Source organism: Rhizobium subbaraonis (genome assembly GCF_900220975.1).
GTDB classification, from domain to species: domain Bacteria; phylum Pseudomonadota; class Alphaproteobacteria; order Rhizobiales; family Rhizobiaceae; genus Mycoplana; species Mycoplana subbaraonis.
On the sequence record NZ_OBQD01000018.1, the window covers coordinates 63,494 to 88,755 of the forward strand.

The following is a 25,262-nucleotide window of genomic DNA, read 5'->3' on the forward strand; positions in this document are numbered from 1 at the left end:
GCGCAGCTGATGCATTTGCGGTGGTTTTCCTCCCAGTGCCACCCGCAGCAGCTGTTCCCCTCTGGAGGTTTTTACCTTCAAAACTATAAAGGGCCCAAGTTTATCTTGCGGCCCTCTTTTTTTGCCCTGAATCGTGCGCTTTGCAAATTTTTTCCCCATGCCGCCGATGTGTCGACAATTCGTTCCCTTGAAACAATGTCGCGATTGCCCCATATCGGTCCTAGTCGATGCGATTGGCGGTTTTTTTCCTCCCAGTGCCGCTGCATCGGCTGTTCCCCTCTGGAGGTTCAAACCTTCACACCTACAGGGCCCAGGCTTTCGCTTGAGGCCTTTTTTTTTGCCTTGCGAAATCTTTTCCGGCTTCCCTTGAATATCGAAAATCCACGATCGATATATCGGTAAATCGCGATTTAGCGAAATGAGGCAAGCATGGAAGCCGAGGAAATCTTCAAAGCATTGGCCCATCCGGTCCGGGTGGAGATCCTCAACTGGCTGCGCGAACCGGAAAGGCACTTCGCAAGCCAGGAGCACCCGCTCGAAATGGGCGTCTGCGCCAGCCAGTTCGAACGTTGCGGACTTTCGCAGTCGACCGTGTCGGCCCATCTCGCCACCCTGCACCGGGCCGATCTCGTCACAACCAGGCGCATCGGCCAGTGGATCTTCTACAAGCGCAACGAGGAAACCATCGCCGCATTCCTGAAGCATGTGAACGAAACCCTCTGAGCGCCCTTCCCGCTGGCCACACCTCCCGCGGTCAGCCCCACATCCAGACCAAGACCCAAACCGAAAGGGACCTCCCATGACCAGCCTGTTCGATCCCACCGACGCCGGTGACCTGCACCTCTCCAACCGCATCGTCATGGCGCCGCTAACGCGCAACCGCTCCCCCAACGCCGTTCCCAACACGCTGAACACGACCTACTACGAACAGCGCGCCAGCGCAGGACTGCTGATCACCGAAGGCACGGCCATCACCCAGCAGGGCCAGGGCTACGCCGACGTTCCCGGCCTCTACACGCCCGAGGCATTGGCCGGCTGGAAGCATGTGACCGACGCGGTTCACAAGGCCGGCGGCAAGATCGTCGTGCAGATGTGGCACGTGGGCCGCGTGTCCCACACCAGCCTGCAGCCGAACGGCGGCCAGCCAGTGGCGCCGTCAGCGATCACCGCGCAGTCCAAGACCTACATCATGAACCCGGACGGTACCGGCGCCTTCGCGCCGACCTCTGAGCCGCGCGCGCTCGAGACCGCCGAAATTACAGGCATCGTCGAGGACTATCGCAAGGCCGCACGTGCCGCGATCGAAGCCGGCTTTGACGGCGTCGAGATCCATGCCGCCAACGGCTACCTTCTCGACCAGTTCCTGCGTTCGGGCAGCAACAAGCGCACGGATTCCTATGGCGGTTCCATCGAGAACCGGGCGCGCTTCCTCTTCGAGGTCGTCGCCGCCATCACCGCCGAGATCGGCGCAGGTCGCACGGCGATCCGCCTCTCCCCGGTCACTCCGGCAAACGACGTCTTCGATGCCGAGCCGCAGCCGCTGTTCGAGCATGTCGTCGCCGGTCTGCCCGACGATCTCTCCTACGTCCACATCATCGAGGGTGCCACCGGCGGTCCGCGCGACTACCTGCAGGGCGACGTTCCGTTCGACTATGCCGCGCTGAAGGCCGCCTATCGCAACAAGGGCGGCAAGGCAGCCTGGATGGTCAACAACGGCTATGACCGCCAGATGGCGATCGAAGCGGTGGAAAGCGGCTACGCCGACCTCGTCGCCTTCGGCAAGCTCTTCATCTCCAATCCCGATCTCGTCGCGCGGCTTCGTGCCGACGCGCCGCTGAACGCGCCGGACCAGAACACCTTCTACGGCGGCGGTGCGAAGGGGTATACCGACTATCCGGCCCAGCCCAAGGTCGCCTGAGCGAACCCGGGACGGTCTCTGCTTTCAACATTGCCACCTCCCCGTCCGGCGGGGAGGTGGGGCCAGCCCGTCACAGCAATCGCCCTCAGAAGAGATCGGCCACCTCCACTTCTCGCGCAGCCTCGGCGATGCTATCAAGACAGGCACGCTACGGTACGAGGAACGGGGCGATGTTCGCAGGCGTATGGCAGTCGGCACGGAAGAGCCCTGTCGGGGTCCTGCTGTCGCTCGCCTTTTCCATCTTCGTTTCCGCCTTCCTCGCCTTTCCCGCGAGCGCCCAGCCGGAGTTCCGCGCCCCGCCGCCCTGCCTGTTTGCAACGGATCTCTCCGACGGCACCCGGCTATGCATCCGGCAGCAGACGTATGGTCGCGACATTTGCCGTGCAATCGAGAACTATGCTCGCCTCAATGCGCTCCCGCCCGACTATTTCGCCCGCCTGATCTGGCGTGAAAGCCTGTTCCGCCCCGATGCCGTCAGTCCGAAAGGCGCCCAAGGCATCGCCCAGTTCATGCCGGGCACGGCCAGGCTGCGAGGGCTGAAGGACAGCTTTCACCCGCTCGAGGCCCTTGGAAAATCGGCGGAATACCTGGCCGAACTGCGCGACCGCTTCGGCAACCTCGGGCTTGCCGCCGCGGCCTACAATGCCGGCGAAGGGGGTTTGTCCAACTTCATCGCCACCGGTCGGCTGCCGCTCGAAACGCGTGCCTATGTCATTGCGATCACGGCGCACACGGCCGAGCAATGGAAGGAGGCACCGCCCGAAAAGCTCGAACTGGCCCTCGACAAGGACATTCCCTTCCAACAGGCCTGCATCGCACTTGCCGACAGCCGCAGGCTGAAGGATTTCGATTTTCCCGACGAGGGTGAATGGGCGCCTTGGGGCGTACAACTCGCCGCCCATTTCAACAAGCCGGCCGCCTACCGGCTCTTCATGATGGCGGTTGAACGGCTGCCACCGCCGCTGAATGCCGAAAAGCCGCTGATCCAGCGCGAGCGCCAGGCGCGCTTCGGAGCGAGACCGCGCTATACCGCCCGCATCGCCCGCCCGTCGCGAAAGGAGGCCGACGCGCTCTGCGAGAGGATCCGCGCCGCCGGCGGCGCCTGCATCGTCTTTCACAACTGAAGCCGCTCGAACGCGATCGGCAAACAAAATGATCGCCGAGTTGCCAAGCCCTTTCTCCGCGCTATCTTGCCGGAGCGGCGTTTCCCTTTGACTCCAGCAGGTTACGCCGGCATCGCCACGAAGGATCAGCCGCGGGTATTCATCTTGATAAACCTTCGCCGTCTCCGAGAGGAAAAAAATCTCATCGTCGCCCTGGTCGCAGCGATCGCGGCCTATGCGGCGGAACACGACGTGCTGGCCGCGGGGCGCCCGCTGACGCTCGTCGTCGCCTTTGCACTCGTCGCTACCATCATCCTCGTCTCGACCCGGGTGGCGCATCATGCCGAGGTGCTGGCCGCCAAGGTCGGCGATCCCTATGGGACGATGATCCTGACGCTGTCGGCAGTGCTGGTGGAAGTCGTCGTGCTGGCGATCCTGATGCAGGAGGCGACGTCGCCGACCCTCGTACGTGACACGATCTACGCGGCCGTCATGCTCGACATCAACGGCATCATTGGGCTCGCAGCCCTGCTGGGTGGCCTGCGCCACGGCGAGCAGCCCTATAACGACGACTCCAGCCGCACCTACAGCGTCATGATCCTGACCGCCATGGGTATCTCCATGATCGTGCCAGAATTCGTCCCGCGCGAGAGCTGGCAGCTCTATTCCATGTTCACGATCCTGGCCATGATTGCGCTCTACACGCTCTTCCTGCGCCTGCAGGTGGGCCAGCACAGCTACTTCTTCAGCTATGCCTACCCGCGCGGCGCGCAGGCGGGGCAGAAGGCAGAGCATGACGGAAGCGATGACGAACGCGCCCTGCCCTCGATCCTCGTCATCATTGCCGGCGTGGTCATCATTGGTGCGCTGGCGGAAGTGATGTCGACGACATTGAGCGCCGGACTGGAAGGCACCGGCGCGCCAATGGCGCTGATGGCCGTCATCGTCGCCGCGATCTCGGCGGCCCCCGAAATCCTGACCGCCATGCGCGCCGCCCTCGCAAACCGCATGCAGTCAGTGGTCAACATCGCCATGGGCGCGTCGCTGTCGACAGTCATCCTGACCGTGCCGGTGATGGAAGCGATCGCGCTGTATACCGGACAGCCCTTCATCATGGCGATGAGCCCGGTGCAGACGGTCATGGTCGCGATCACCCTCATCGTCGCCGCGATCAACCTCAACGACGGCATGACCAACGCCATCGAGGGCATGACCCACTTCATTCTTTTTTCGACCTTCGTGATGCTGACGGTGATCGGGCTCTAAAGCAGGTCGCGTAAGATAGAGACAAATCGTGTTGCGTGCGTCCTTTTCATGCGGCACGGATCTCCAACACGACGCGCAACCGCGCAGCCCTCCGGCACGCCCTCACTGACGGCGCCGCACAAAGCGCTGCTCGCGCACTTCTTTGCCCCATTGGGTGCCGGGGCTTTCTTCCGCCAGAACGAAACCCCGCGTTTCATAAAGATGGCGCGCGGCATCGAGACCCGAAAAGGTCCACAGATGCGTCTCGCAAAACCCCTTCTCGTCGGCAAACGCCAGTGCCCCATCCAGCAGCCTTTTGCCGCAGCCCGAACCGCGCAGGGCATCCTCCACGATGAACCACCGCAGATGGGCCGTGCCCGCCCCCATGTCCTCGCCGTCGATCGCAATCGAGCCGACGATTTCATTTCCCTGCATGGCCGCCCAGATTTCGTTGCCCGGATTGCCGAGACGGTCGCAGAACTCCGCCAGGCCCGCAGCCACGACGGATTCGAAACGCTGCCCGAAGCCGGATGTCCGCGCATAATGGAGCGCATGCATGGCGGTGATGCGGGCGATCAGTCCGGGCCGATAGCCACTGACGATCGTTGCAACCGGGGCGACGGGGCGAGCGGCCGGGGTGGCGCCCAGCGCCTCGGCATAGAGTCGCAGCCCCTCCAGAACGGTGTGGTCCTGACCCGGCCCCAGCCGTCCCAGCGCACCGGACACCTGGGCCCGGGCGAAGGCGTGGATGGCCTCAACACGTTTCCTGCCGGCCTCCGTCAGAGACAGTCGCTTGACGCGGCCGTCTTCGCTGCCGGCCTCCTCCTGCACCGCACCCGCCTCCACAAGCTTCCGCAGCATGCGGCTGATGCTCGACTTTTCCAGGCGAAGGCGCATAGCAAGATCACGCGCCGAGACGCCGCCGCCCTCGATCTCGATCAGCGCATGGACGGCCGATGGCGGAAGATCGGTCCCGCCGAAATCGCCCCCCATGAAGCCCAGCTCGCGAACGAGTTGACGAGAGACGGCCCGGATGGCGTCGACGGAGCGGTGCGAGTTTTCTGCGGACATGATCGATGCGGCCTCAATAAGGTTGTATAATACAACCATCTAGCCGCGCTCCCGGGTGCCGTCAATGGTCATGCGGATGCGGCAACCACCAATCGCAACGCCCGCCGACCGATAGCTTCAGATGCACGCCAACCAGTGATTTCAGTTACTTGGAGAAGATTCCGGAATCGCTTCCACAGCGACTTGAATCGCTTTCGGAGCAGGCTGTTGCTCCACGAAAAAACCCGCCATCGCTGGCGGGTTCGTTGTGATCATCGTGGTACCGGCTGCTTACTTGCAGGCTGCGCAGAAGCGCTGGATGCGCTTGCAGGCTTCTTCCAGCTGTGCCTCCGAGGTCGCATAGGAGATGCGGAAGTTGGGGCCGAGGCCGAAAGCCGAACCGTGAACGACCGCCACGCCTTCCGCTTCGAGCAGTTCGGAGACGAAGTCCTCGTCGGTCTCGATGACCTTGCCAGACGGCGCGGTCTTGCCGATCAGGCCCTTGCACGACGGGTAGACGTAGAAGGCACCTTCCGGCGACGGGCACTCGATGCCCTTGGCCTGGTTGAGCATGGAGACGACGAGGTCCCGGCGGCCTTCGAAGATCTTCTTGTTCTCGGGGATGAAGTCCTGCGTGCCGTTCAGCGCCTCGACGGCGGCCCATTGGGCGATCGAGCACGCGCCCGAGGTCTGCTGCCCCTGGATCATGTCCATCGCCTTGATCAGGCTCAGCGGGCCCGCGGCATAGCCGATGCGCCAGCCGGTCATCGCATAGGCCTTGGAGACGCCGTTCATCGTCAGCGTGCGGTCGTACAGCTTCGGCTCGACCTCGACCGGGGTGGCGAACTTGAAGTCGCCGTAGGTCAGGTGCTCGTACATGTCGTCGGTCAGGATCCAGACGTGCGGGTGCTTCAGGAGCACGTCGGTCAGCGCCTTCAGTTCGTCATGCGAGTAGGCCGCACCCGACGGGTTGGACGGCGAGTTGAAGATGAACCACTTCGTCTTCGGCGTGATCGCGCGGTCGAGATCCGCAGGCGTCAGCTTGAACTTGTTCTCCTGGGTCGTCGCCACGAACACCGGCGTGCCGCCGCACAGCGCCACCATTTCCGGGTAGGACACCCAGTAAGGGGTGGGGATGACGACTTCATCGCCCGGATTCAGCGTCGCCATGAAGGCGTTGAAAAGAATCTGCTTTCCGCCGGTTCCCACGATCGTCTGGGCGGCGGTGTAGTCGAGGTTATTCTCGCGCTTGAACTTCTTGACGATCGCCTCGCGCAGTTCGGGAATGCCGGAGACGGGCGTGTACTTCGTTTCGCCGCGGTTGATCGCCTCGATCGCCGCCTGCTTGATGTTGTCGGGCGTGTCGAAGTCCGGCTCGCCGGCGCCGAGGCCGATCACGTCACGGCCTTTCGCTTTGAGCTCGCGCGCCTTCTGCGAGACGGCGATGGTGGCGGAAGGCTTCACACGGGAAAGGGCGTCGGCAAGAAAGGCCATGGTCGATTGTCCGTTTTCGGGTTCAAAGACAGCTTGAGGCCATGGGCCGGCCGCGGCTGTCCCATGGCGGATAGGTCTATGGCCAAACTGCAACCGTCTTGCAAGGCTCGGCACTCGAAAAACAGCGGCGAATGCCGGCATTCGCCGCCGGATTAAGAGTTTTCATGGACGCATCAGCAGGGCAGATGAATCGCGCGCCCTTCTGCGGCACCCTCCCGCCGCATTTGACGGGAAATGTTCAGGGTGGGTTAATGCATGCGTGAATAGTATCGGCAAGGCCACCTGACGTTCAGGACGCGCCGGACGATGCCAATGACAGAACGCAGCATATTCGCCAATCTGAACCGCGACGCCGACGGCATCGCCACTGCCTGTTACGGCCCCTATACCCTCAAATCCGCCTTCCAGCCGATCCTGCGCGAGACATCCGAGGGCATGTTCTCGCTGGAGGCTATCGAGGGGCTCGTTCGCGTCGAATGCGATGGCGCGCTCGTCGCACCGGCCGATTTCCTTGCCCTTGTCCCGCAGGACGACCGGCCGATGGTCGACAGCCTGTGCCGCAGCCTGCACATCCTCAACGCCGGCAGTCTTTGCAAGCCCGATGCGGTGCTGCTGGTCAATTCGCAGCCCGGCCTTTTCCGGTCCGCACATGCGATCCGCCAGGAAATCGACCGCATGCGGCTCGCTGCGCACGAAGCAGCTCTTGCACCGTCCTCTATCGCCTGCGAAATTCGCGAATTGCCGGACGACGACGACGCGGCGGCGCATCTTTCCCGGCATCTGCACGATGCAGGCTTTCTCGTCGCCATCGATGGATATGCCGCCCAGGACGGCGATCTCGCGCGCCTGGCGCGGCTGGCGCCCGATCTCCTGAAGTTCGATCCTATCTGGGTGCAGCGCTTCGGCCGGCAGCCGACAGCCGCGGCCCTGCTGCGGGTCATCGTCGCCCAACTCGAGCGCGAGGGCATCCGTCCGATCGTTGCCAATATCGAGGAGGCCTGGCAGATGGAGCTTTGCCGGGAGATCGGCATGCCGCTGATGCAGGGATACCTGCTCGCCCGCCCCCAACTGGCGCCGACCTCGTTCGGCCTCGATTTTCCCGATCCGGACGAAACGGCCATGGGCGGGCCGGCGACCCTGCCGAACGAAGCCGCCCCGACGCGCGGCCGCCGTTCCTTCGGACGCCGCACCGGCTGAAGAGCCCCTGAAGAAGCAGCCTGCACCAACTAACCTAGACGGGCACGTCAAGCTTTCTATTCGCAAGAATCCGGCGTGTAGGAGCCTTTTTTCGCACGCCACGATATCACCACAACATCGGTCGAGGGACGCCCTATTTCAGTCCCCCTGACGCCGATTTCGGCGTGCCTTCTATCCCCCAACAAGGCGCCAAGCCAAGCCTGACGCACGCAGGGGAGAGAAGATGTTCATCGACGACGAGAAGATGGTCAGGGATGGCCGCAGGCGCGAAAGCCGCGCGATCGTCTACATCACCGTTACGGCACTCGCAGCCTGCGTGCTGATGATCGTGGGTCTCATGAAGGTCGCTTCTGCAGCGACCTTCGACGACGAGCGTTCCATCCTGCACGGCAAGTTCGGCGAGACAAGTCTCGCGCTCGACCTACCCCCTGCCGGACCGGCCCTCGGCACCGACACGGATCTGCTTGCCGTCGACGGCATCGACAGGATGGCGACGGCAAGCACGAAGGCTCAGGGCGACAAGGAGACCTCCATCGACCGACGCCTGGCAACCGCGCTCGGGCTCAGCGGTCTCATCACGCTTGCCGGCCTCAGCCAGATCGCCGGCAGGAGTTTGAACCGCGGCCCATCGCCGAACGTTCCCTGGCACAGCGAAGCATGAACACATGCCGTCGGCGCCACCTTCGGGAGCGGCCGGCGCCACGCGAGCACACCGCGATCATCCTTTCGTGACAGCATCTTGAAAAGGCACACAGATCTCTACAGTTAGGATGAAAGCGGAGGAGCAAGCGCATATGACGTTTACCGATATCCGACCCGGCAAACCACGAGCAACGATCGGCCGCGTTTGGGGCACATCGCTCCTTGTGATGTCGTACATGCTCGCGCCGGCCTCGGCGGACGTTCGGGAGGTGCCGAGCAAGAAGGCGAGCCTGCTGGTGGAGCCCGTCGCAACCGGCCTGGCCAGCCCCTGGGCGGTCGAGGTCCTCCCCGACGGCGCCTATATCGTCACCGAGAAGCGTGGAACCCTGCGCATCGTGCGAGACGGCAGGTCCTCAGACCCGATCAGGGGCGTGCCCCGCGTCGCCGCCAGGGGCCAGGGCGGACTGCTCGATGTGGCGCTGGCCCGCGACTTTTCCACCAGCCGGATCCTCTTTCTCACCTACAGCGCCCCCGGACGCGGCGGGGCCGGAACCGCCGTCGCGAGAGCCCGATTGTCCGACGACGAGAAAAGCCTGGAAGACGTCAGGCAGATTTTCGTCATGAACCGGCTGACCGCTCGGGGGCAGCATTTCGGCTCCCGCATCGCAATTGCTACCGACGGCAGTCTGTTCTTCGGCATCGGGGACCGGGGTCAGCAGGACCGGGCGCAAAATCCGCGCGACCACGCCGGGTCAATCCTCCACATCAATCCGGACGGAACCACTCCGGGAAGCAACCCCTTCGCCGACCTCAATGGCGGTCTGCCGGAAATCTGGTCGAAAGGCCATCGCAATCCGCAGGGGATCGACATCGATCCGAAAGACGGGACGCTCGTGACCGTCGAGCACGGCGCACGCGGTGGCGACGAAGTGAACTATCCGCAGCCGGGCAAGAACTACGGCTGGCCGATCATAAGCTACGGCAAGCAGTATTCCGGGGCGGAAATCGGTGAAGGCGCCTCGAAGGCCGGCTACGAACAGCCCGCCTACTACTGGGATCCGTCCATCGCGCCAGGCGCGATCGCCGTCTATCGCGGGGCGATGTTTCCGGAATGGGACGGCAACCTGCTCGTGGCCGCGCTGAAGTACCAGTTGCTCGCCCGGCTGGAACGCGATGAGGCCGGTACGGTGCTGAGCGAAGAGCGCCTGCTCGACGGAGAATACGGACGGCTGCGGGATGTCAAAGTCGCGCCGGACGGATCCGTGCTGCTGCTCACCGACGGCGAGGACGGACAACTGCTGCGCCTCTACCGCGCCCCCTCGTCGCTGTAGCCGTTCACACGGCACCCGCTGGCATCCGACCCGATCTTAGAAGGTCGTGTAGTACTAGGCGTGGCTCTCGGAGGTGCCGGCAAGTTACGTCCGCCACTATGGAAGAACTTTAGCACAGCAACGACGCATCCGGGCGCCAGCTTGCCTGTCTTGAAGGCAAATGCTAACCGCAAGCCCAATCCAATCCCGAAATTCGAGGATCCGTCGTGTCCCGCCTTCAGGCGAATCTTCTTCTGCTGCTGACCGGCGCCATCTGGGGCGCGGGCTTCATCACTCAAGCAACCGCAATGGAGACGCTGGGCCCGATCTGGTTCATCGGCCTGCGATTCGCCGTGGCCACCTTCGTGGCCCTTCCCTTTGCGCTGGCCGAAGACAGGCGCGCCGGCAAGCCGGCCACGCGCGGCGACTGGCTCGGCTTTGTCGCCACCGGGCTTGCCCTCTTTGCCGCCGCCGCCACCCAGCAGGTCGGGCTGCTGACCACGACAGTGACCAATTCCGGCTTCCTTACAGGCCTCTACGTCGTCTTCACGCCGATCCTGACCACGCTCGTTTTGCGCAAACAGCCTCACTGGGTGGTCTGGCCGGCGGCGCTGATGGCGACGGCCGGAATATTCCTTTTGAGCGGCGGTGCCTTCGCGCGCCTGACGGTCGGAGACCTTCTCACGATCGCCTGCGCCTTCCTGTGGTCGGTGCAGATGATCTGCGTCGGCACCTTTGCCGGGCGCTCGCAGCGTCCCCTGGCACTTTCAGCCGTCCAGTTTGCCGTATGCGCGATCCTCGGCTGCGCCGTTGCCGCAACCATCGAGCCGATCAGTCTCTCGGCCGTCAGGGGAGCGCTGCCGGAAATCCTGTTTTCCGGCTTCTTCTCCAGCGGCCTCGCCTTCATGTGCCAGAACGTCGCCCAGCGCTACACGACCGCGCCGCAGGCGGCGATCTTCCTGTCCAGCGAAGCGCTGTTCGCCGCCATCTTCGGTGTGCTCATCATGGGCGACAGCATCGGTGCGGCCGGTTATGCCGGATGCGCGATCATCTTCGTGGCGATGCTGGCGACGGAACTCGTGCCCGAATTCACCAGGGCCAAGGAACGCAGCGCCGCGGCGGCTTAGATCGCCCCGTAATTACACATGTAAATGAACGCTGACACGCAATGCTTCATCGGTTGCGATTATAGCGCGTCAATCCGAATATATTTTTCGGCGCTGCTTGGGGATTGTGCCAGAATGTTGCAACACTATTACGGCACGGGATCGAAATCGGCCGAATTGAGGCTGCATATCAGAAGTATGAAACTTTTGCTTGCCAATTCATGATAAACACAGCACTCTTCGTCCGTTCGGGCAATTTGCGAACACGGGAAGACCTTAGAATAAAAGCGCGCCGGAGACGCGAGAAAATCCGGGCAGCCGTGCTGATATGTTCTTTTTGAACATCGCTTGGCTGGCTGCGGTAAAACAGGACCCTTTCCTCACATCGAAACTGCCTGCCTCACGCCCCGTTTGGGGCAAACCGAAATGCTGCCCGCCGCCATATCGGGCAGAGAGAAAAGGACCTGACGCATGGCCGAAACTGGCACCGTAAAATTCTTCAACACCGAAAAGGGCTTCGGATTCATCAAGCCCGATAATGGTGGTGCGGATATCTTCGTACACATCTCCGCCGTACAGGCATCTGGCCTGAACGGCCTTTCTGAAAACCAGAAGGTGAGCTTCGAGACCGAGCCGGATCGTCGCGGCAAGGGACCGAAGGCGGTCAATCTGCAGATCGCCGGCTAAGGCGCACTGCAAAAGAACTGTTGTGGCCCGGCATTTCTGCCGGGTTTTTTTTGTTCAGCGCACATTCATGCGCCCGCCCCTACTCTCGATGGCATGGAAGCCGATAGTCGGCCTTGTCAGGGACGAGCGAAATGAACAGGTTCTTGAAGACAGTTGTGCTGGCAGCCGCAGTCGCTGCAACCACCGTTACTTCCTTCGGCGTCGCCGAAGCAGGCGACCGCTGGCGGCGTCATCATCACAACAACGACGCCGCCTGGGCGGCGGGAGCCGCAGGCCTCGTCACGGGCGTCATCGTCGGCAGCGCCATTGCCAATGACGGCGGCTACTATCGCGCCCAGCCGCGCCGCGTCTATGTCGAGCCCGAATACTATCCGGAGCGCCGCGTCTATCGCCCGGCTCCCGTTTATCGCCCGGCACGGGTGGCGGTGCGAACCTTCGAGCCCTGGACACCGGAATGGTACCGCTACTGCGAGGGCACCTACCGTTCGTTCAACCCGCGCAGCGGCACGTTCGTCGGTTATGACGGGCTGGAGCATTTCTGCGTCGCCGGCTGATACCGGTCGACAGCCTGAATGAAAGAAGGCGGATGGGTCCCATCCGCCTTTTTGCATTTCCACCTGAGGATTTTGACCTGGCGATCAGATGCCCCGGAGAAAGGGATTGGTCAGCCGCTCCTCACCGATCCGGCCGCCGGGACCATGGCCGCAGATGAAGCCGACCTCGTCTCCGAGGGGAAGCACCTTTGTGCGGATCGATTCCAGCAGCACTTTCTCGTCGCCGCCCGGAAGGTCGGTCCGGCCGACCGATCCACGAAAGAGCACGTCCCCCAGGTGCGCGAAATTCTGCTGCCGGTTGAAGAAGATCACATGCCCCGGCGCGTGGCCTGGCGTATGGTAGACTTCGAATTCGTGCTCGCCGAAGGACACGCGGTCGCCATCCTCTAGCCAGCGATCGGGAACGACGTTCTGCACTTTCATGGATACGCCGAACTTCTCGGCCTGCGTCTCCATGCGCTGCAGCAGCGGCAGATCGTCCTTGTGCGGCCCGACGATGTCGAGCCCCAGCGCTTCCTTCAACTCTTTCGCACCGCCGGCATGATCGAGATGGCCATGCGTAAGCCAGATCGCCTTCAGCGTGATCCCGTTCTTGCGGATGACGTCCAGGATCGCATCGACGTCGCCGCCGGGATCGACGATCACGCCTTCCTTCGTGTCCATGTCGAAGAGGATCGTGCAGTTCTGCTGGAAAGGAGTGACGGGGATGACGCCCGCCTGAAGCATGCCCATGGGGTCCTCGCGTGAGTTGGTGGCTACCACGCATATAGAGGTTCCCAGCCGCCGGTTCCACGCTTCAATGCGCAAGTCCGCGTCGGGCCGGAACACCAGAGACTATCTTGCGTTGGCGATTTCCTGGGAATGCAGGTGCCCGGCCTGCGCCGCCGGGTCGGATGTCACCGTCGTCAACAGCAGCGCCGCGACGGCGATATTTGCTGCGAAGTACGTATAGACCACCCCACGCAGGCGGCTCGCAACCGACCCCGTCTCCATCGTCTGGCTTTCCATCGACCTGTCCCCTTGCCTCTCAGGCATGAACGATTTCCTGAATGCAACCTACAACGGCGCTCGCAGCGATTCTGTTCCGCGAGATACACGTTCGATGCAGATAATCCGTTCGGAAACAGGGCCTTGCCGGCGCGGAGAACCGCGAAGGCTTCGGCGGCTACACGGGAAGTGCGGTGGTCTCCTTCAGCGTGTCGAGCACGATTGCCGTCTTGACGTGGGAAACGGATTCGTGCGGCAGCAGCACGTCGTTGACGAAGGCCGAGAGCGCCTTCAGGTTCGGTACCACCACCTTGATGATGTAGTCCATCTCGCCCGTGAGCGAGAAGGCCTCCAGCACCTCCGGCAGGCTCGAGATCAGGCGAGCGAAGCGCTGCGCGTTGTCGCGGTTGTGCGTCGCCAGCGTCACCGTGACGATGATGACGATGCCGAGGTCGAGCTTCTCGCGGTCAAGCTCGGCCCGGTAGGCACGGATGACCCCCTCCTCCTCAAGGCGCGACCGCCGCCTCGAACATTGCGAGGCCGAGAGATTGACCCGCTCCGAAAGCTCGTTGTTCGTCAGGCGCGAATCCTGCTGCAGCAGCGCCAGCAATTTCCGGTCGAATGCGTCAAGATGCACGGTTTCGTCTCCAAATGGTGCTTCCATGCAAAAATACGTCACCGGCGCCGGATTGCCCACACACTTTGCAAACTTCATGCGGCGATCTCGGTCCATACTTGCATCGGGTAACGGAATTGACGGAGGATAAGCCATGGGACCTTTCCCGCACGACGCACCACCGGCCGAAATAACGGCCGAAAACCCCGCCGGCACCGACGGCTTCGAATTCGTCGAATTCGCCCATCCCGAACCGGAAAAGCTTCGCGAGCTGTTCGCCCGCATGGGCTACAGCGAGGTCGCCCGTCACCGGACGAAGGACATCTCCGTCTGGCGGCAGGGGGACATCAACTACATCCTGAACGCCGAGAAGGGCTCTTTCGCCGATCGCTTCGTCGAAAAGCACGGTCCCTGCGCGCCTTCCATGGCCTGGCGCGTCGTCGATGCGCAGCATGCGCTGAAGCACGCCGTATCGATGGGCGCCGAAGAATATACCGGCACCGACAAGTGTATCGACGTCCCTGCGATCGTGGGCATTGGCGGATCGCTCCTTTATTTCGTCGATCGCTATGGCGAGAAGGGTTCGCCCTACGACGCCGAGTTCGACTGGGTCGCGGAGCGCGATCCCAAGCCGGCGGGGGTCGGCTTCTACTATCTCGACCACCTGACGCACAACGTCTTCCGCGGCAACATGGACAAATGGTGGGCCTTCTACCGCGAACTCTTCAATTTCCGGCAGATCCACTTCTTCGATATCGCCGGCAAGCTGAGCGGGCTGGTGTCGCGCGCCATCACTTCGCCCTGCGGCAAGATCCGCATTCCCCTGAACGAATCGACCGACGACAGAAGCCAGATCGAGGAGTATCTGCGCAAGTACAAGGGTGAAGGCATCCAGCACATCGCCGTCGGCACCGACGAGATCTACGACGCCACCGACAAGCTTGCCGAAAACGGCCTGAAATTCATGCCGGGCCCGCCGGAGACCTATTACGAGGCGTCACACGGGCGGGTTCACGACCATGAGGAACCGATCGAGCGGCTGAAGAAGCACGGTATCCTGATCGACGGAGAAGGCGTGGTGAACGGAGGGACGACGAAGATCCTGCTACAGATCTTCTCCAAGACCGTCATCGGGCCGATCTTCTTCGAGTTCATCCAACGCAAGGGCGACGAAGGCTTCGGCGAAGGCAACTTCAAGGCGCTGTTCGAATCGATCGAGCAGGACCAGATCCGCCGCGGTGTCTTCAACGACGCGGCCGAATAGAGGCGCTCCTCACCCCTTCCAGGCAGCAGTCCTCAGGGGCGGCTGCTTTTTTGTCGCCGCCGGACAAGCCCCGTCATGCCGACTTCGCCGCAGGCGGATTAGCTGACACGTCCGCTCCTCCGGCCATCTTCCCGGTGAAATTGACAGTTGCACAATTTGCAACCACTTTAGAGATGCCGAAAGTATCGGCGACTGGCGAGTCGGCCGCATGGGACGGCAGCTGTCAGGATCACGTGTTCGATGCCGGAAGGCGTGGACGCGCTTCCGGCACGACCTTATCGGGGGAAGTGCACATGGAAGCTTTGATGCCACTCATCACGCAGCTCATCAGCGGGGCCATCGGCGGCAATGCCGTGGGCGCCATGCTGAAACAACAGGCGACCAATGTCGTCGTGCGCACCATCGTCGGGGCGATCGGCGGCATCGGCGGTGGGCTGCTCCTGCAGGCGGTCGGTGGCGAGGCCGGCCTGTCGGTGCTGGTCGCCAACGCCATCGGCGGCCTGATCGGTGGCGGCGTGCTGCAGGCGATCGCCGGAAGCCTGCTCGGCCGCAAGCAGGCCTGAGCGCAAATAGGAGAAAGGCGGCGCATGGAACGCCGCCTTTCTCCCGGCCTGTGCCTTACTCCGACGCGGCTGCGAGCGGCTGGACTTCCTTCATGTAGTCGTTCATCAGCGTCTCGGTGATCGCCGCCGGCGTGAACCGGTAGGGTCCGATCTCCGAAACCGGCGTCACCTCCGCGGCAGACCCCGTCAGGAAGCATTCGCTGAAGCTCGAAAGTTCCTCGGGCATGATCGCCCGCTCGACGACCTGATAGCCGCGGCGCTTGGCCAGCTCGATCACCGTCTGGCGCGTGAGCCCGTTGAGGAAGCAGTCCGGCGTCGGCGTATGCAGCACGCCGTCCTTGACGAAGAAGATGTTGGCGCCGGTCGCCTCGGCCACCTGGCCGCGATAGTCCAGCATCATCGCATCCGCATAGCCCTTTGCTTCGGCGGCATGCTTGGAGATCGTGCAGATCATGTAGAGGCCGGCCGCCTTCGATTCGCACGGTGCGGTCTTCGGATCGGGACGGCGGTACTCGGCGATGTCGAGCCGGATGCCCTTCAGCTTTTCCGCCGGATTGAAGTAGCTGCCCCATTGCCAGATAGCGATCGCGACGTTGATGCGGTTGCTCTGCGCCGAGACGCCCATCATTTCCGAACCGCGCCAGGCAATCGGGCGCACATAGGCTTCGGAAAAGCCCTGCCGTTTCAGAAGCTCGACGCTCGCGGCGTCCAGTTCCTCGACCGAATACGGTATCTTGAAGCCGAGGACCTCGGCCGAACGGTGCAGGCGGCGATTGTGCTCGGTGAGCTTGAAGATGCGGCCGCCATAGGCGCGCTCGCCTTCGAACACCGCGCTTGCATAGTGAAGCCCGTGCGTCAGGACGTGAATCTTGGCGTCCTTCCAGTCCACGAACTCGCCATTGAACCAGATCTGCCCTTCCAGCTGATCAAAGGGAACCGCCATGATGATCTCCTCCTGGCCCTTGAGGACCGTTCTTGATGTTGATTTCTCCGCCCGATACGGTCAAACCAGACATCAGGCATGATACTGCCTTGCCAACACGGCCGAATGCCGGCAGGCGCCGGCGCCGTCACCTGGCGCAGGGGATGGGGATTGCGTCGGCAAGCTGTGGACATGGGGTAACAAGGAGGTAAAATTATGTCAATAACGCTGACGTATTTTTGCGAATGTTGCGCCGGGTATCGATGCGATGAAAGGAAATGACCGCGTGGTACGACAGACACCGGAACGCAAGGGTGCGATCGAGTTCTTCGACCAGCCCTTGACCGACGAGGGCGGCATAGATTTCGAGATCATCGAAGGTTTCTTCTTCGCCTATCGCGATTTCATTTCCGACCCTGACGCGATTCTCGAGCGCAGCGGCTTCGGCCGCGCGCATCACCGCGTCGTGCATTTCGTCAACCGCGAACCAGGACTGACGGTGGCCGATCTGCTCGATACGCTGAAGATTACCAAGCAAAGTCTGGCGCGGGTTTTGAAGCAGCTGATCGACTCGGGCTATATTTGCCAGCTGGCAGGCCCCGAAGATCGCCGGCAGCGCAAGCTCTACCCGACGCGGGCCGGCCGCGAGCTGGCGCTGGCGCTGGCCGAACCGCAGCATCAGCGCATCAAGCGCGCTTTCGACGGCATGAGCGCGGACGATCGCAGGGCGATAACCCGCTTCCTGACCGGTATGCAGAATGCGCGCGACGCTAACCGGGACGAACGGCAATGACGATCATGGACAGGCCATCCGACGACGCAGCGCACCTCTTGATCGTCGATGACGACAAGCGCATCCGCGAGCTTTTGAGCCGCTATCTCACCGGTGAAGGTTTCCGCGTGACTGTGGCCGGCGATGCCGACGAAGCCCGCCGCAAGTTGCAGGGGCTGGATTTCGACCTCATCGTCATGGACGTGATGATGCCCGGCGAAACCGGCCTGCAGCTGACGCAGAGCCTGCGCGCCATCCGCAGCATCCCGATCATCATGCTGACGGCACTGACGGAAACCACCGCGCGCATCGAGGGCCTGGAGGCGGGTGCGGACGACTATCTGGCAAAGCCGTTCGAGCCACGCGAACTCGTGCTGCGCGTCAACAACATCCTCAAGCGCAACGCACAGCCCGCCGCTCCGAAGATCGAACAGGTCATGTTCGGGCCATACACCTTTTCTATCGTGCGCAAGGAGCTCAAGCGCGGCGGCGATCCCATCAGGCTGACAGACCGCGAGCAGGAGATCATGCTTCTGTTTTCGCTGCGGGCGGGCGAGACTATCCCGCGCCACGAACTGATCGGCGAGGAGACGGATGTGGGCGAACGGACGATCGACGTGCAGATCAACCGGCTGCGGCGCAAGATCGAGGACGACCCGACCAACCCCGTCTGGCTTCAGACGGTTCGCGGCATCGGCTACAGGCTGAGTATAGAGTAGACCGCCGGATGGCGGCGGAAGGCGAAGCGCCGATATGACGACTTTCGAGACGTTCAAGCGCGAGATCGAGCGACGGCCGCTGGGCGGCTGGCGCAGGGTCGCGAAATGGCTGCGCCGGCAGTTGCCGACCGGCCTCTATACCCGCTCGCTGCTGATCATCATAATCCCGATGGTGCTGCTGCAGTCCGTCGTCGCGTTCGTCTTCATGGAGCGCCACTGGCAGCTCGTGACGGAGCGCCTCTCCATGGCCGTCACCCGCGATATCGCGGCGATCATAGACCTGATCGATACGTTTCCGAACGACGGGGACGATGCGCAGATCATGCGCATCGCCCGCGACCGGCTGAACCTCAACATCGCGATAGAACGGGGCGACCAGCTTCCCCCGCCGCGCCCGAAGCCCTTCTTCAACATTCTCGACAACATCCTCAGCGAACAGATCACGCGCCAGGTGAAGCTGCCGTTCTGGATCGATACGCTGGGCGACAGCAATCTCGTCGAGATCCGCATCCAGGTCGACGACAACAGGATCCTGCGCGTCTATGCCCGCCGCAACCACACCTATGCGTCGAACACCCATATCTTCCTGATCTGGATGGTCGGTACGTCGCTGGTGCTGCTCGCCATCTCGATCCTGTTCCTGCGCGGCCAGATCCGCCCGATCCTGACGCTCGCGCAGGCGGCCGAAAGCTTCGGAAAGGGGCAGAAGATGCCCGAGGACTTCGCTCCGCGCGGCGCGGACGAGGTGCGCCGCGCCGGCCTCGCTTTCATGCTCATGCGCGAACGGATCGAACGCCAGATGGAGCAGCGCACGGCAATGCTGACGGGGGTCAGCCACGATCTTCGCACCATCCTGACCCGCTTCAAGCTGCAGCTGGCGCTGGCCGGCAAGAACCCCGACCTCGAGGGCCTCAATCAGGACGTCGAGGACATGCAGAGCATGCTGGAGGGCTACCTCTCCTTCGCCCGCGGCGAGGCGGAAGAGGACGTGGGACAGTTGCGGCTGACGAACCTGTTCGAAAAATTCGAGATCGAGGCGGAACTGAACGGCAAGGAGCTGACGAGCTCGATCGACGGCGAGGACGAGGTGCTCGTGCGGCCGAACGCCTTCTCGCGCTTGGTCGGCAACATCGTCTCCAATGGCCTGCGCTACGCCAAGAAGGTGGACATCCAGGCCCGCCACAGCGCCAAATGGCTGACGATCGTCGTCGACGATGACGGACCTGGCATCCCCGAGCGCTCGCGTGACGACGTTTTCAAGCCGTTCTTCCGTCTTGACGAGGCACGCAATCTGGATTCTTCCGGTACCGGTCTCGGCCTGGCGATCGCCCGAGACATTGCCCGCAGCCACGGCGGCAACGTCACTCTTTCCGATAGTCCGCTCGGCGGGCTCAGGGCCACGATCCGCGTTCCGGCTTGAGGACAGGCCTGCCGCAAAAGAAGGCGCCAAAGGCGGCGGCGGCGCGTTCCGGAGGGCAATCTGAGCGCGCAGCACACCGCCCGGTGGCGATGCCCGATCAGCCGACAAGACAGGAATAGCAGCCGCCAGCTTCAGATGGCGGCGTCGAACAAAACGCCGTGAACAAGCTCAGGACAGGAGCCCGGGAAGCGGACAGGAGCCCGGGCAGTCCGTCAGCAGAGCCGCGCGCCGTTCGGAACCGGGCGCTCGGTCGCAGCAAGCACGATCGCGCCCGCCTCGTCGGCAAAGCCGAGCGTCAGCACCTCGGAGCGAACCGGCCCGATCTGTCGCGGCGGAAAGTTGACCACGCCCAGCACCTGCCGCCCCACCAGCCGATCCGGATCATAGTGCGCGGTGATCTGCGCCGACGACTTCTTGAGCCCGATTTCCGGCCCGAAGTCGATCGTCAGCTTGTAGGCCGGCTTGCGCGCCTCGGGAAACTCGGAGGCCTCGACAATCGTGCCGACACGAATATCGACCCGTTCGAAATCGGCAAAGGAGATAGGATCGGACATGGAGAGCTCCACGAATACAGACGGTGGACGAATCCGTCCCGCCTCGCCGGTCAGGCGCGCGGGACAAGCCTCATCAAACGGACGAGGAGACGTCGAATCAGATTCGACGGCACAGCATCAACCGGCGAGTTCTTCCGCGCGCTTGCGGGCAGCGGCGATCGCCCGATCGAACAGTGGCTGCATGCCGTCTTCGGCCATCAGCACCGAAAGCGCAGCAGCTGTCGTCCCGCCGGGAGACGTCACGTTCTGGCGAAGCTTGGAGGCGTCATCGGGGGACTGGTGAAGAAGTTCGCCAGCCCCCGAGACGGTTTCCCGTGCGAGGCGCATGGCGAGGTCCGCCGGCAGGCCGGCTTTGCGGCCCGCCTCAGCCATGCACTCCACGAGATAGAAGACATAGGCCGGTCCGCTGCCGGAAACGGCGGTCACGGCGTCGATATCGGCTTCCGTCGCCACCCACTCGACGGGACCGCTGACTTTCAGCAGCGTATCGACCTGCACGCGCTGTGCGGCGGTCACGCCTTCATTGGCGTAGGCACCGGTAACCCCGCGGCCGACCATCGCCGGCGTATTGGGCATCGCGCGGACCATCGCCGCCTTTCCGAGATGCGCCTCCAGGTTTGCCAGCGTCTTGCCCGCGGCAACCGAGACGACGACGGTGCCGGGACCGACGAGGCCCTTCAGCGGCGGAAGCACGGCGTCGATCAACTGCGGCTTCACCGCCACGAACAGGATCGATGCCTGGACACCGGCAGGCGCGGACGTCTCGTGACGCACGCCCTTTTCGGCAAGAAGCGATTGCATGGCCGGCGACGGGCCGGGATCCAGAACGAGGAAGGAAGAGCCGGGCGCGCCACTCTTCAGCCACCCCGAGAGCATCGCCCCGCCCATGTTTCCAGCTCCGACCAGAACGATGGGGCCCGCTGCATCTACACTCATGACTACGCTACTCCGACTGTCTCGAACATGACCGCATCGACGGCGGCCTGCGCTTCCATACCCGACCAGACGACGAACTGGAATGCCTGAAAATAGGCCTCACATGTTTCGAGCGCGCTGGAGAGCAGCACCTCGACCTGCCGGTTCGTCGGCTCCGCGCCGCCCGCGAGCAGCAGCGACTGGCGGAAGATCACCACGTCCTCGTGCCGCCACAGGTCGAAATGTCCCATCAGGACCTGACCGTTGACGTGCGACAGAAGCCTGATCACTTCATTGACACGACTTTCCGGCACCTTGATGTCGAAGGCGCAAGCGAGATGCAGCGCTTCGAACTCCTCCATCCAGGAAAAGGAGACGTGGTAGTCAGCCCACTTGCCCTCGACCGTCATGGCGATTTCGTCTTCGCCCGACCGTTCGAACGACCAGTCATTGTTCGCAGCGACGAACTCGATCATGTCGACCGGGTTCGACTCGCGTACGACATCCAATTCCATCAGGTTCATGCGTCACCCTTTTGGCCCGGAAGGCACACGTATTCGCGATCACTCACACGAACGCGGCAACCCACCCGGAAACAACACTGAATGATTGCGCGGCGCGACCAGTACCCTGACTTGCTAACCCTGCCCCAAGCTGGCGCCGCCGTTTCGAATCATCATTTAAAATCAGTCTATAACGGCAGAGTCCGCAGACCAGCCCCCCGGGCGCATTTTGTCTCCGCCGTTGTGGACAGAGGTTCCCAAAACGATTCAGCCCGGGACCTTAAACGACTCTGCGATAAGGCTTTTTTAATGATGTCCACAGGTCCTAAAATTTCTGCGAAAAAATCAGGCCGGCGCGATCCGCATCGCGCCGGCCTGCCGTAACGTCAGCGAAGAGCCGAAAGCTACTTCTTTTTTGTTGCCAGCTGCGCCTCGAGCGCCTCGATGCGCTGCAGCAGCGCGTCGTTTTCGTCGCGCGCCTTGACGGCCATCTCGCGCACCGCCTCGAACTCCTCGCGCTTGACGAGATCCATGCCGTTCAGGAACCGCTCGGCTTGGGCGCGAAACACCGTCTCCATCTCCTGGCGCACGCCCTGGGCAGCGCCCGCGGCATCGGTCATCAGCTTGGCGAAGTCGTCGAGAATTCGACTGGTTCCGGTCGTCATGGCGCGCCTCCTCGGCTTCAAGTCTCAATTCGCGGCTGCCGCCGCATCCGCTTTCTGAGGTAGGAGCTGGCGCGCCGGTATGCAAGCGGAATCACCCGCGCGCCTGCATAAGCTGGGGCATCTGCCCCCCTTTCGGCAAATGCGGCTTGACCGTGCCGCATGCGAGCGCCATGTTCCGCGCACGTCAACCGGACCGGAAACCCTTGATCCCAGCAGCCGAACTCCTTGCCGTACTGGCATTCCCTAATATCGACCCGATCGCGTTCTCCATCGGCCCCATCGCCGTCCATTGGTACGGGCTCGCCTATGTCGCCGGCATTCTGCTGGGCTGGCTCTATGCCCGACGGCTGGTGACGCGCGCCGATCTGTGGCCCAGGGACACGCCGCCGATGACGGTGGCCCAGCTCGACGATTTCCTCGTCTGGGCAGCACTCGGCGTCATTCTCGGCGGCCGGATCGGCTACATCCTGTTCTACGATTTCGCCGCGATCGCGGACAATCCGCTGCGCGCCTTGGAGATCTGGAACGGCGGCATGTCCTTCCATGGCGGCTTCACCGGAACGGCGATCGCCATGTTCCTGTTTGCCCGCAAGAACAAGATCGCGCTCTGGAGCCTGTTCGACATCGTCTCCGCCGTCGTGCCGATCGGGCTTTTTTTCGGCCGTATCGCCAACTTCGTCAACGGTGAGCTCTGGGGCCGTCTGTCCGGCGCACCCTGGGCCTTCGTTTTCCCGAATGCCGGCCCCTTCGCGCGCCATCCGAGCCAGCTTTACGAGGCCGCACTGGAAGGCATCCTCCTGCTCGGACTGCTTGCGCTCGCCGTCTACGCCTTCAAGGCGCTGAAGCGGCCCGGCTTCGTGACCGGCATGTTCGTGGCCGGCTACGCGATCAGCCGCATCTTCGTGGAATTCTTCCGTGAACCGGACGCGCAGCTCGGCTACCTCTTCGGCGGCTGGCTGACCATGGGCATGCTGCTGTCTCTGCCGATGCTGGCGCTTGGCATCTGGGCGATGCAGCGCGCCCGCCGTGCCGCGATCTGAACCCGGAGACCGGCCATGCCGACCCCGCTCGCCCAAAAGATCAAGGCGCTGATCCGCACCAACGGGCCGATCAGCGTCACTGATTACTTCTCCCTGTGCCTGGCCGATCCGGAACACGGTTACTACCGCACGCGGGAACCGTTCGGCACCGAAGGCGACTTCATCACAGCGCCGGAAATCAGCCAGCTTTTCGGTGAGATGCTCGGCGTTTTCATGGTGCATGCCTGGCAGCGCCACGGCTCGCCGCAGGCCGTGCGCTTCGCCGAGATCGGACCCGGCCGCGGCACAATGATGGCCGACATGCTGCGGGTCGTATCGAGGCTCGCACCGGCGCTCTACGACGCGGCAACCTTCCACCTCGTGGAGACCAGCCCGCGTCTGAGAGACGTGCAGATGAAGACGCTGGAAAAGCACGCGCAGCGCGTCTCCTGGCACGACAGTTTCGACGAAGTGCCGCCCGGCTTCCTGCTGCTTGCCGCCAACGAGCTGTTCGACGCGATTCCGATCCGTCAGTTCGTTCGTACGTCCAGCGGTTTCCGCGAGCGCATGGTCGGGCTCGACGCCGACGGAGAGCTGACATTTGCCGCCGGCGTGGCAGGCATCGACCCCGACCTTTTGCCCAAGAGCCACAAGACGGAACCGCCCGGCACGATCTTCGAGATCGCCCCGGCGCGCGAAGCGGTCATGGCGGCAATATGCGAGCGACTGCGCGCGCATGGGGGGGCCGCGCTCGTCATCGACTACGGCTACGTCGTGACAGGTTTCGGCGACACGCTGCAGGCCGTCCTCCGGCATGCCTTCGATCCGCCGCTGGCCCATCCCGGGCAGGCGGACCTGACCAGCCACGTCGATTTCGAACGGCTGGCGACCGTTGCCCGGGAAAGCGGCCTGCGCGTTCACGGCCCGCTCCACCAGGGCGACTTTCTCATGGGGCTTGGCCTGGCGGACCGGGCATCCGCGCTCGGCCGCGGACGCGAGGAGGAATTGCAACGGCAGATTGTCGCCGATGTCGAGCGCCTGGCGGGATCGGGCGCCGGAAACATGGGCGATCTCTTCAAGGTGATCGCCGTCGCCAGCGCCGATGTGCCGCTTGCCCCGTTCCGGTCTTCGGATTGACAGCCTTGCCCCCGGCGATCAACATCGCCGCGATTTGAATCGGACACCGCCTTGTCCGCAGCCCGCCAGAGGCCCCGTTCGCGGGGCCATATCGAAGCGATGAGGATGATGCCGTGCTTTCCCCTGTCCAGAGTCCCCTGATCGAAAGCGCGGCCGGCGCAACAGTTCGCCACGGCTATTTCACCCGTGCCGGCGGCGTCTCGCAAGGGATCTATGCCGGGCTGAACGTCGGGCTCGGCTCCAACGACGAGCGCGCCCGCGTCGTCGAAAACCGCGCCCGGGTCGGTCGGTGGTTCGGCGCCGATCACGGCCGACTCGCCACCGTCCACCAGGTCCATTCGCCGGACGTGTTCACGGTCGACGCCACCTACGCAGGAGAGCGTCCGGAAGCCGATGCGCTGGTCACGGCGACGCCCGGCCTCGTGATCGGCGTCCTGACGGCAGATTGCGGCCCGATCCTCTTTGCAGACCCGCATGCGCGCGTCGTCGGCGCGGCGCACGCCGGCTGGAAGGGCGCGCTCACCGGGGTTCTGGAAAACACCATCGAAGCGATGGAGGCGCTCGGCGCCACGCGGGAAAACATCGTCGCCTGCCTTGGCCCGTCGATCAGCGGACGCAATTACGAGGTGGGCCCTGAATTCGTCGAACGCTTCGTCGGAACAAATCCCGGCTACGGCGAATTCTTTACACCGTCCGAACGGGACGGTCATTCCATGTTCGACCTGCCGGCGCTCACCCTGAAGCGGCTGGCCGATGCCGGGGTTACGGCGGAGAATCTCGACATCTGCACCTATCCCGAAGCGGCGGACTATTTCTCCTACCGCCGGACCGTACACCGCAAGGAACCCGACTACGGCCGGCAGATTTCGGCGATAATGATCAACGACTGAGCAGACCGGG

The 25,262-nt window shown here is 63.2% G+C and carries 28 protein-coding genes; 18 read left to right on the plus strand and 10 right to left on the minus strand.

Annotated features, from left to right (window positions below; translation table 11 throughout):
• Positions 1-429 precede the first annotated feature (429 nt).
• From CRO48_RS23815 to CRO48_RS23830, 4 genes are all read left to right on the plus strand, one after another.
• Positions 430-723 (plus strand): ArsR/SmtB family transcription factor, encoded by a 294-nt coding sequence (locus tag CRO48_RS23815; RefSeq protein ID WP_097142260.1) that lies wholly within the window; start codon positions 430-432, stop codon positions 721-723.
• A gap of 76 nt (positions 724-799) precedes the next feature.
• Positions 800-1,918, plus strand: a complete 1,119-nt coding sequence (locus CRO48_RS23820; protein WP_097142261.1) for an alkene reductase — start codon at positions 800-802, stop codon at positions 1,916-1,918.
• A gap of 170 nt (positions 1,919-2,088) precedes the next feature.
• On the plus strand, positions 2,089-3,042 hold the full coding sequence (locus CRO48_RS23825; RefSeq protein ID WP_097142262.1) for a lytic transglycosylase domain-containing protein: 954 nt from the start codon (positions 2,089-2,091) through the stop codon (positions 3,040-3,042).
• Positions 3,043-3,189: 147 nt separating this feature from the next.
• Positions 3,190-4,287, plus strand: coding sequence for a calcium:proton antiporter (locus tag CRO48_RS23830; RefSeq protein WP_097142314.1), 1,098 nt, complete (start codon positions 3,190-3,192; stop codon positions 4,285-4,287).
• Between the two features lie 102 nt (positions 4,288-4,389).
• Here the strand turns inward: CRO48_RS23830 and CRO48_RS23835 are convergent, their stop codons facing one another.
• Together CRO48_RS23835 and CRO48_RS23840 are read right to left on the minus strand one after the other, a co-directional pair.
• A complete protein-coding gene (locus CRO48_RS23835; protein WP_097142263.1) occupies positions 4,390-5,337 on the minus strand; it encodes a bifunctional helix-turn-helix transcriptional regulator/GNAT family N-acetyltransferase in 948 nt (315 codons plus the stop codon).
• A 270-nt stretch (positions 5,338-5,607) separates the two neighbouring features.
• Positions 5,608-6,810, minus strand: a complete 1,203-nt coding sequence (locus CRO48_RS23840) for a pyridoxal phosphate-dependent aminotransferase (RefSeq protein WP_097142264.1) — start codon at positions 6,808-6,810, stop codon at positions 5,608-5,610.
• A gap of 312 nt (positions 6,811-7,122) precedes the next feature.
• Here CRO48_RS23840 and CRO48_RS23845 point away from each other — a divergent pair, with 312 nt between their 5' ends.
• From CRO48_RS23845 to CRO48_RS23870, 6 genes are all read left to right on the plus strand, one after another.
• Positions 7,123-8,007, plus strand: coding sequence for an EAL domain-containing protein (locus CRO48_RS23845; protein WP_176526867.1), 885 nt, complete (start codon positions 7,123-7,125; stop codon positions 8,005-8,007).
• A 223-nt stretch (positions 8,008-8,230) separates the two neighbouring features.
• Positions 8,231-8,668: a hypothetical protein gene (locus CRO48_RS23850; protein ID WP_097142266.1), complete on the plus strand. Its 438-nt coding sequence runs from the start codon at positions 8,231-8,233 to the stop codon at positions 8,666-8,668.
• A gap of 208 nt (positions 8,669-8,876) precedes the next feature.
• Complete coding sequence (locus tag CRO48_RS23855) at positions 8,877-9,980, plus strand: PQQ-dependent sugar dehydrogenase (protein ID WP_245423647.1); 1,104 nt, start codon at positions 8,877-8,879, stop codon at positions 9,978-9,980.
• A gap of 206 nt (positions 9,981-10,186) precedes the next feature.
• The gene (locus CRO48_RS23860) at positions 10,187-11,086 is read left to right on the plus strand and encodes a DMT family transporter (RefSeq protein ID WP_097142267.1); all 900 of its coding nucleotides are present in this window, start codon (positions 10,187-10,189) and stop codon (positions 11,084-11,086) included.
• A 450-nt stretch (positions 11,087-11,536) separates the two neighbouring features.
• A complete protein-coding gene (locus tag CRO48_RS23865) occupies positions 11,537-11,752 on the plus strand; it encodes a cold-shock protein (RefSeq protein ID WP_097142268.1) in 216 nt (71 codons plus the stop codon).
• Between the two features lie 131 nt (positions 11,753-11,883).
• Entirely contained in the window at positions 11,884-12,306 is a 423-nt protein-coding gene (locus CRO48_RS23870; protein ID WP_097142269.1) for a BA14K family protein, read from the plus strand.
• Positions 12,307-12,390: 84 nt separating this feature from the next.
• On the opposite strand, the gene CRO48_RS23875 is transcribed toward CRO48_RS23870, so the two are convergent.
• The 3 genes from CRO48_RS23875 to CRO48_RS23880 all read right to left on the minus strand — a co-directional run bounded on the left by CRO48_RS23875 (position 12,391) and on the right by CRO48_RS23880 (position 13,957).
• Positions 12,391-13,032, minus strand: a complete 642-nt coding sequence (locus CRO48_RS23875) for an MBL fold metallo-hydrolase (protein ID WP_097142316.1) — start codon at positions 13,030-13,032, stop codon at positions 12,391-12,393.
• Positions 13,033-13,140: 108 nt separating this feature from the next.
• Positions 13,141-13,341, minus strand: coding sequence for a hypothetical protein (locus tag CRO48_RS31880; protein ID WP_141402114.1), 201 nt, complete (start codon positions 13,339-13,341; stop codon positions 13,141-13,143).
• 130 nt (positions 13,342-13,471) lie between these two features.
• Positions 13,472-13,957, minus strand: a complete 486-nt coding sequence (locus CRO48_RS23880) for an Lrp/AsnC family transcriptional regulator (protein ID WP_097142317.1) — start codon at positions 13,955-13,957, stop codon at positions 13,472-13,474.
• A 106-nt stretch (positions 13,958-14,063) separates the two neighbouring features.
• On the opposite strand from CRO48_RS23880, the gene hppD reads away from it, so the two are divergent.
• Entirely contained in the window at positions 14,064-15,173 is a 1,110-nt protein-coding gene (hppD, locus tag CRO48_RS23885) for a 4-hydroxyphenylpyruvate dioxygenase (RefSeq protein WP_097142270.1), read from the plus strand.
• A 293-nt stretch (positions 15,174-15,466) separates the two neighbouring features.
• Entirely contained in the window at positions 15,467-15,736 is a 270-nt protein-coding gene (locus tag CRO48_RS23890) for a hypothetical protein (RefSeq protein ID WP_097142271.1), read from the plus strand.
• A 55-nt stretch (positions 15,737-15,791) separates the two neighbouring features.
• Here CRO48_RS23890 and CRO48_RS23895 read toward each other — a convergent pair whose 3' ends face one another.
• Positions 15,792-16,682: a branched-chain amino acid aminotransferase gene (locus CRO48_RS23895; RefSeq protein ID WP_097142272.1), complete on the minus strand. Its 891-nt coding sequence runs from the start codon at positions 16,680-16,682 to the stop codon at positions 15,792-15,794.
• A gap of 262 nt (positions 16,683-16,944) precedes the next feature.
• On the opposite strand from CRO48_RS23895, the gene CRO48_RS23900 reads away from it, so the two are divergent.
• The 3 genes from CRO48_RS23900 to CRO48_RS23910 are packed head-to-tail and all read left to right on the plus strand — an operon-like array spanning position 16,945 to position 19,569.
• On the plus strand, positions 16,945-17,451 hold the full coding sequence (locus CRO48_RS23900; RefSeq protein WP_407071951.1) for a MarR family winged helix-turn-helix transcriptional regulator: 507 nt from the start codon (positions 16,945-16,947) through the stop codon (positions 17,449-17,451).
• A complete protein-coding gene (locus CRO48_RS23905) occupies positions 17,448-18,149 on the plus strand; it encodes a response regulator (RefSeq protein WP_097142274.1) in 702 nt (233 codons plus the stop codon). Before CRO48_RS23900 ends, CRO48_RS23905 begins: the two co-directional genes overlap by 4 nt.
• Before the next feature lie 34 nt (positions 18,150-18,183).
• The gene (locus CRO48_RS23910) at positions 18,184-19,569 is read left to right on the plus strand and encodes an ATP-binding protein (RefSeq protein WP_097142275.1); all 1,386 of its coding nucleotides are present in this window, start codon (positions 18,184-18,186) and stop codon (positions 19,567-19,569) included.
• A gap of 212 nt (positions 19,570-19,781) precedes the next feature.
• On the opposite strand, the gene CRO48_RS23915 is transcribed toward CRO48_RS23910, so the two are convergent.
• The 4 genes from CRO48_RS23915 to CRO48_RS23930 all read right to left on the minus strand — a co-directional run bounded on the left by CRO48_RS23915 (position 19,782) and on the right by CRO48_RS23930 (position 22,206).
• On the minus strand, positions 19,782-20,123 hold the full coding sequence (locus CRO48_RS23915) for a tRNA-binding protein (RefSeq protein WP_097142276.1): 342 nt from the start codon (positions 20,121-20,123) through the stop codon (positions 19,782-19,784).
• A 117-nt stretch (positions 20,124-20,240) separates the two neighbouring features.
• Positions 20,241-21,059: a pyrroline-5-carboxylate reductase gene (proC, locus tag CRO48_RS23920; RefSeq protein ID WP_097142277.1), complete on the minus strand. Its 819-nt coding sequence runs from the start codon at positions 21,057-21,059 to the stop codon at positions 20,241-20,243.
• 2 nt (positions 21,060-21,061) lie between these two features.
• Positions 21,062-21,562, minus strand: a complete 501-nt coding sequence (locus CRO48_RS23925) for a type III secretion system chaperone family protein (protein WP_097142278.1) — start codon at positions 21,560-21,562, stop codon at positions 21,062-21,064.
• Positions 21,563-21,945: 383 nt separating this feature from the next.
• Positions 21,946-22,206 carry an accessory factor UbiK family protein gene (locus CRO48_RS23930; RefSeq protein WP_097142279.1) on the minus strand — a complete coding sequence of 87 codons (261 nt, stop codon included), beginning with the start codon at positions 22,204-22,206 and terminating at the stop codon, positions 21,946-21,948.
• A 203-nt stretch (positions 22,207-22,409) separates the two neighbouring features.
• Here CRO48_RS23930 and lgt point away from each other — a divergent pair, with 203 nt between their 5' ends.
• The 3 genes from lgt (at position 22,410) to pgeF (ending at position 25,252) form a co-directional block, all read left to right on the plus strand.
• On the plus strand, positions 22,410-23,246 hold the full coding sequence (gene lgt, locus CRO48_RS23935; RefSeq protein WP_176526868.1) for a prolipoprotein diacylglyceryl transferase: 837 nt from the start codon (positions 22,410-22,412) through the stop codon (positions 23,244-23,246).
• Positions 23,247-23,261: 15 nt separating this feature from the next.
• On the plus strand, positions 23,262-24,362 hold the full coding sequence (locus tag CRO48_RS23940; RefSeq protein WP_097142280.1) for a class I SAM-dependent methyltransferase: 1,101 nt from the start codon (positions 23,262-23,264) through the stop codon (positions 24,360-24,362).
• Between the two features lie 113 nt (positions 24,363-24,475).
• Entirely contained in the window at positions 24,476-25,252 is a 777-nt protein-coding gene (gene pgeF, locus CRO48_RS23945; protein ID WP_097142281.1) for a peptidoglycan editing factor PgeF, read from the plus strand.
• Positions 25,253-25,262 lie beyond the last annotated feature (10 nt).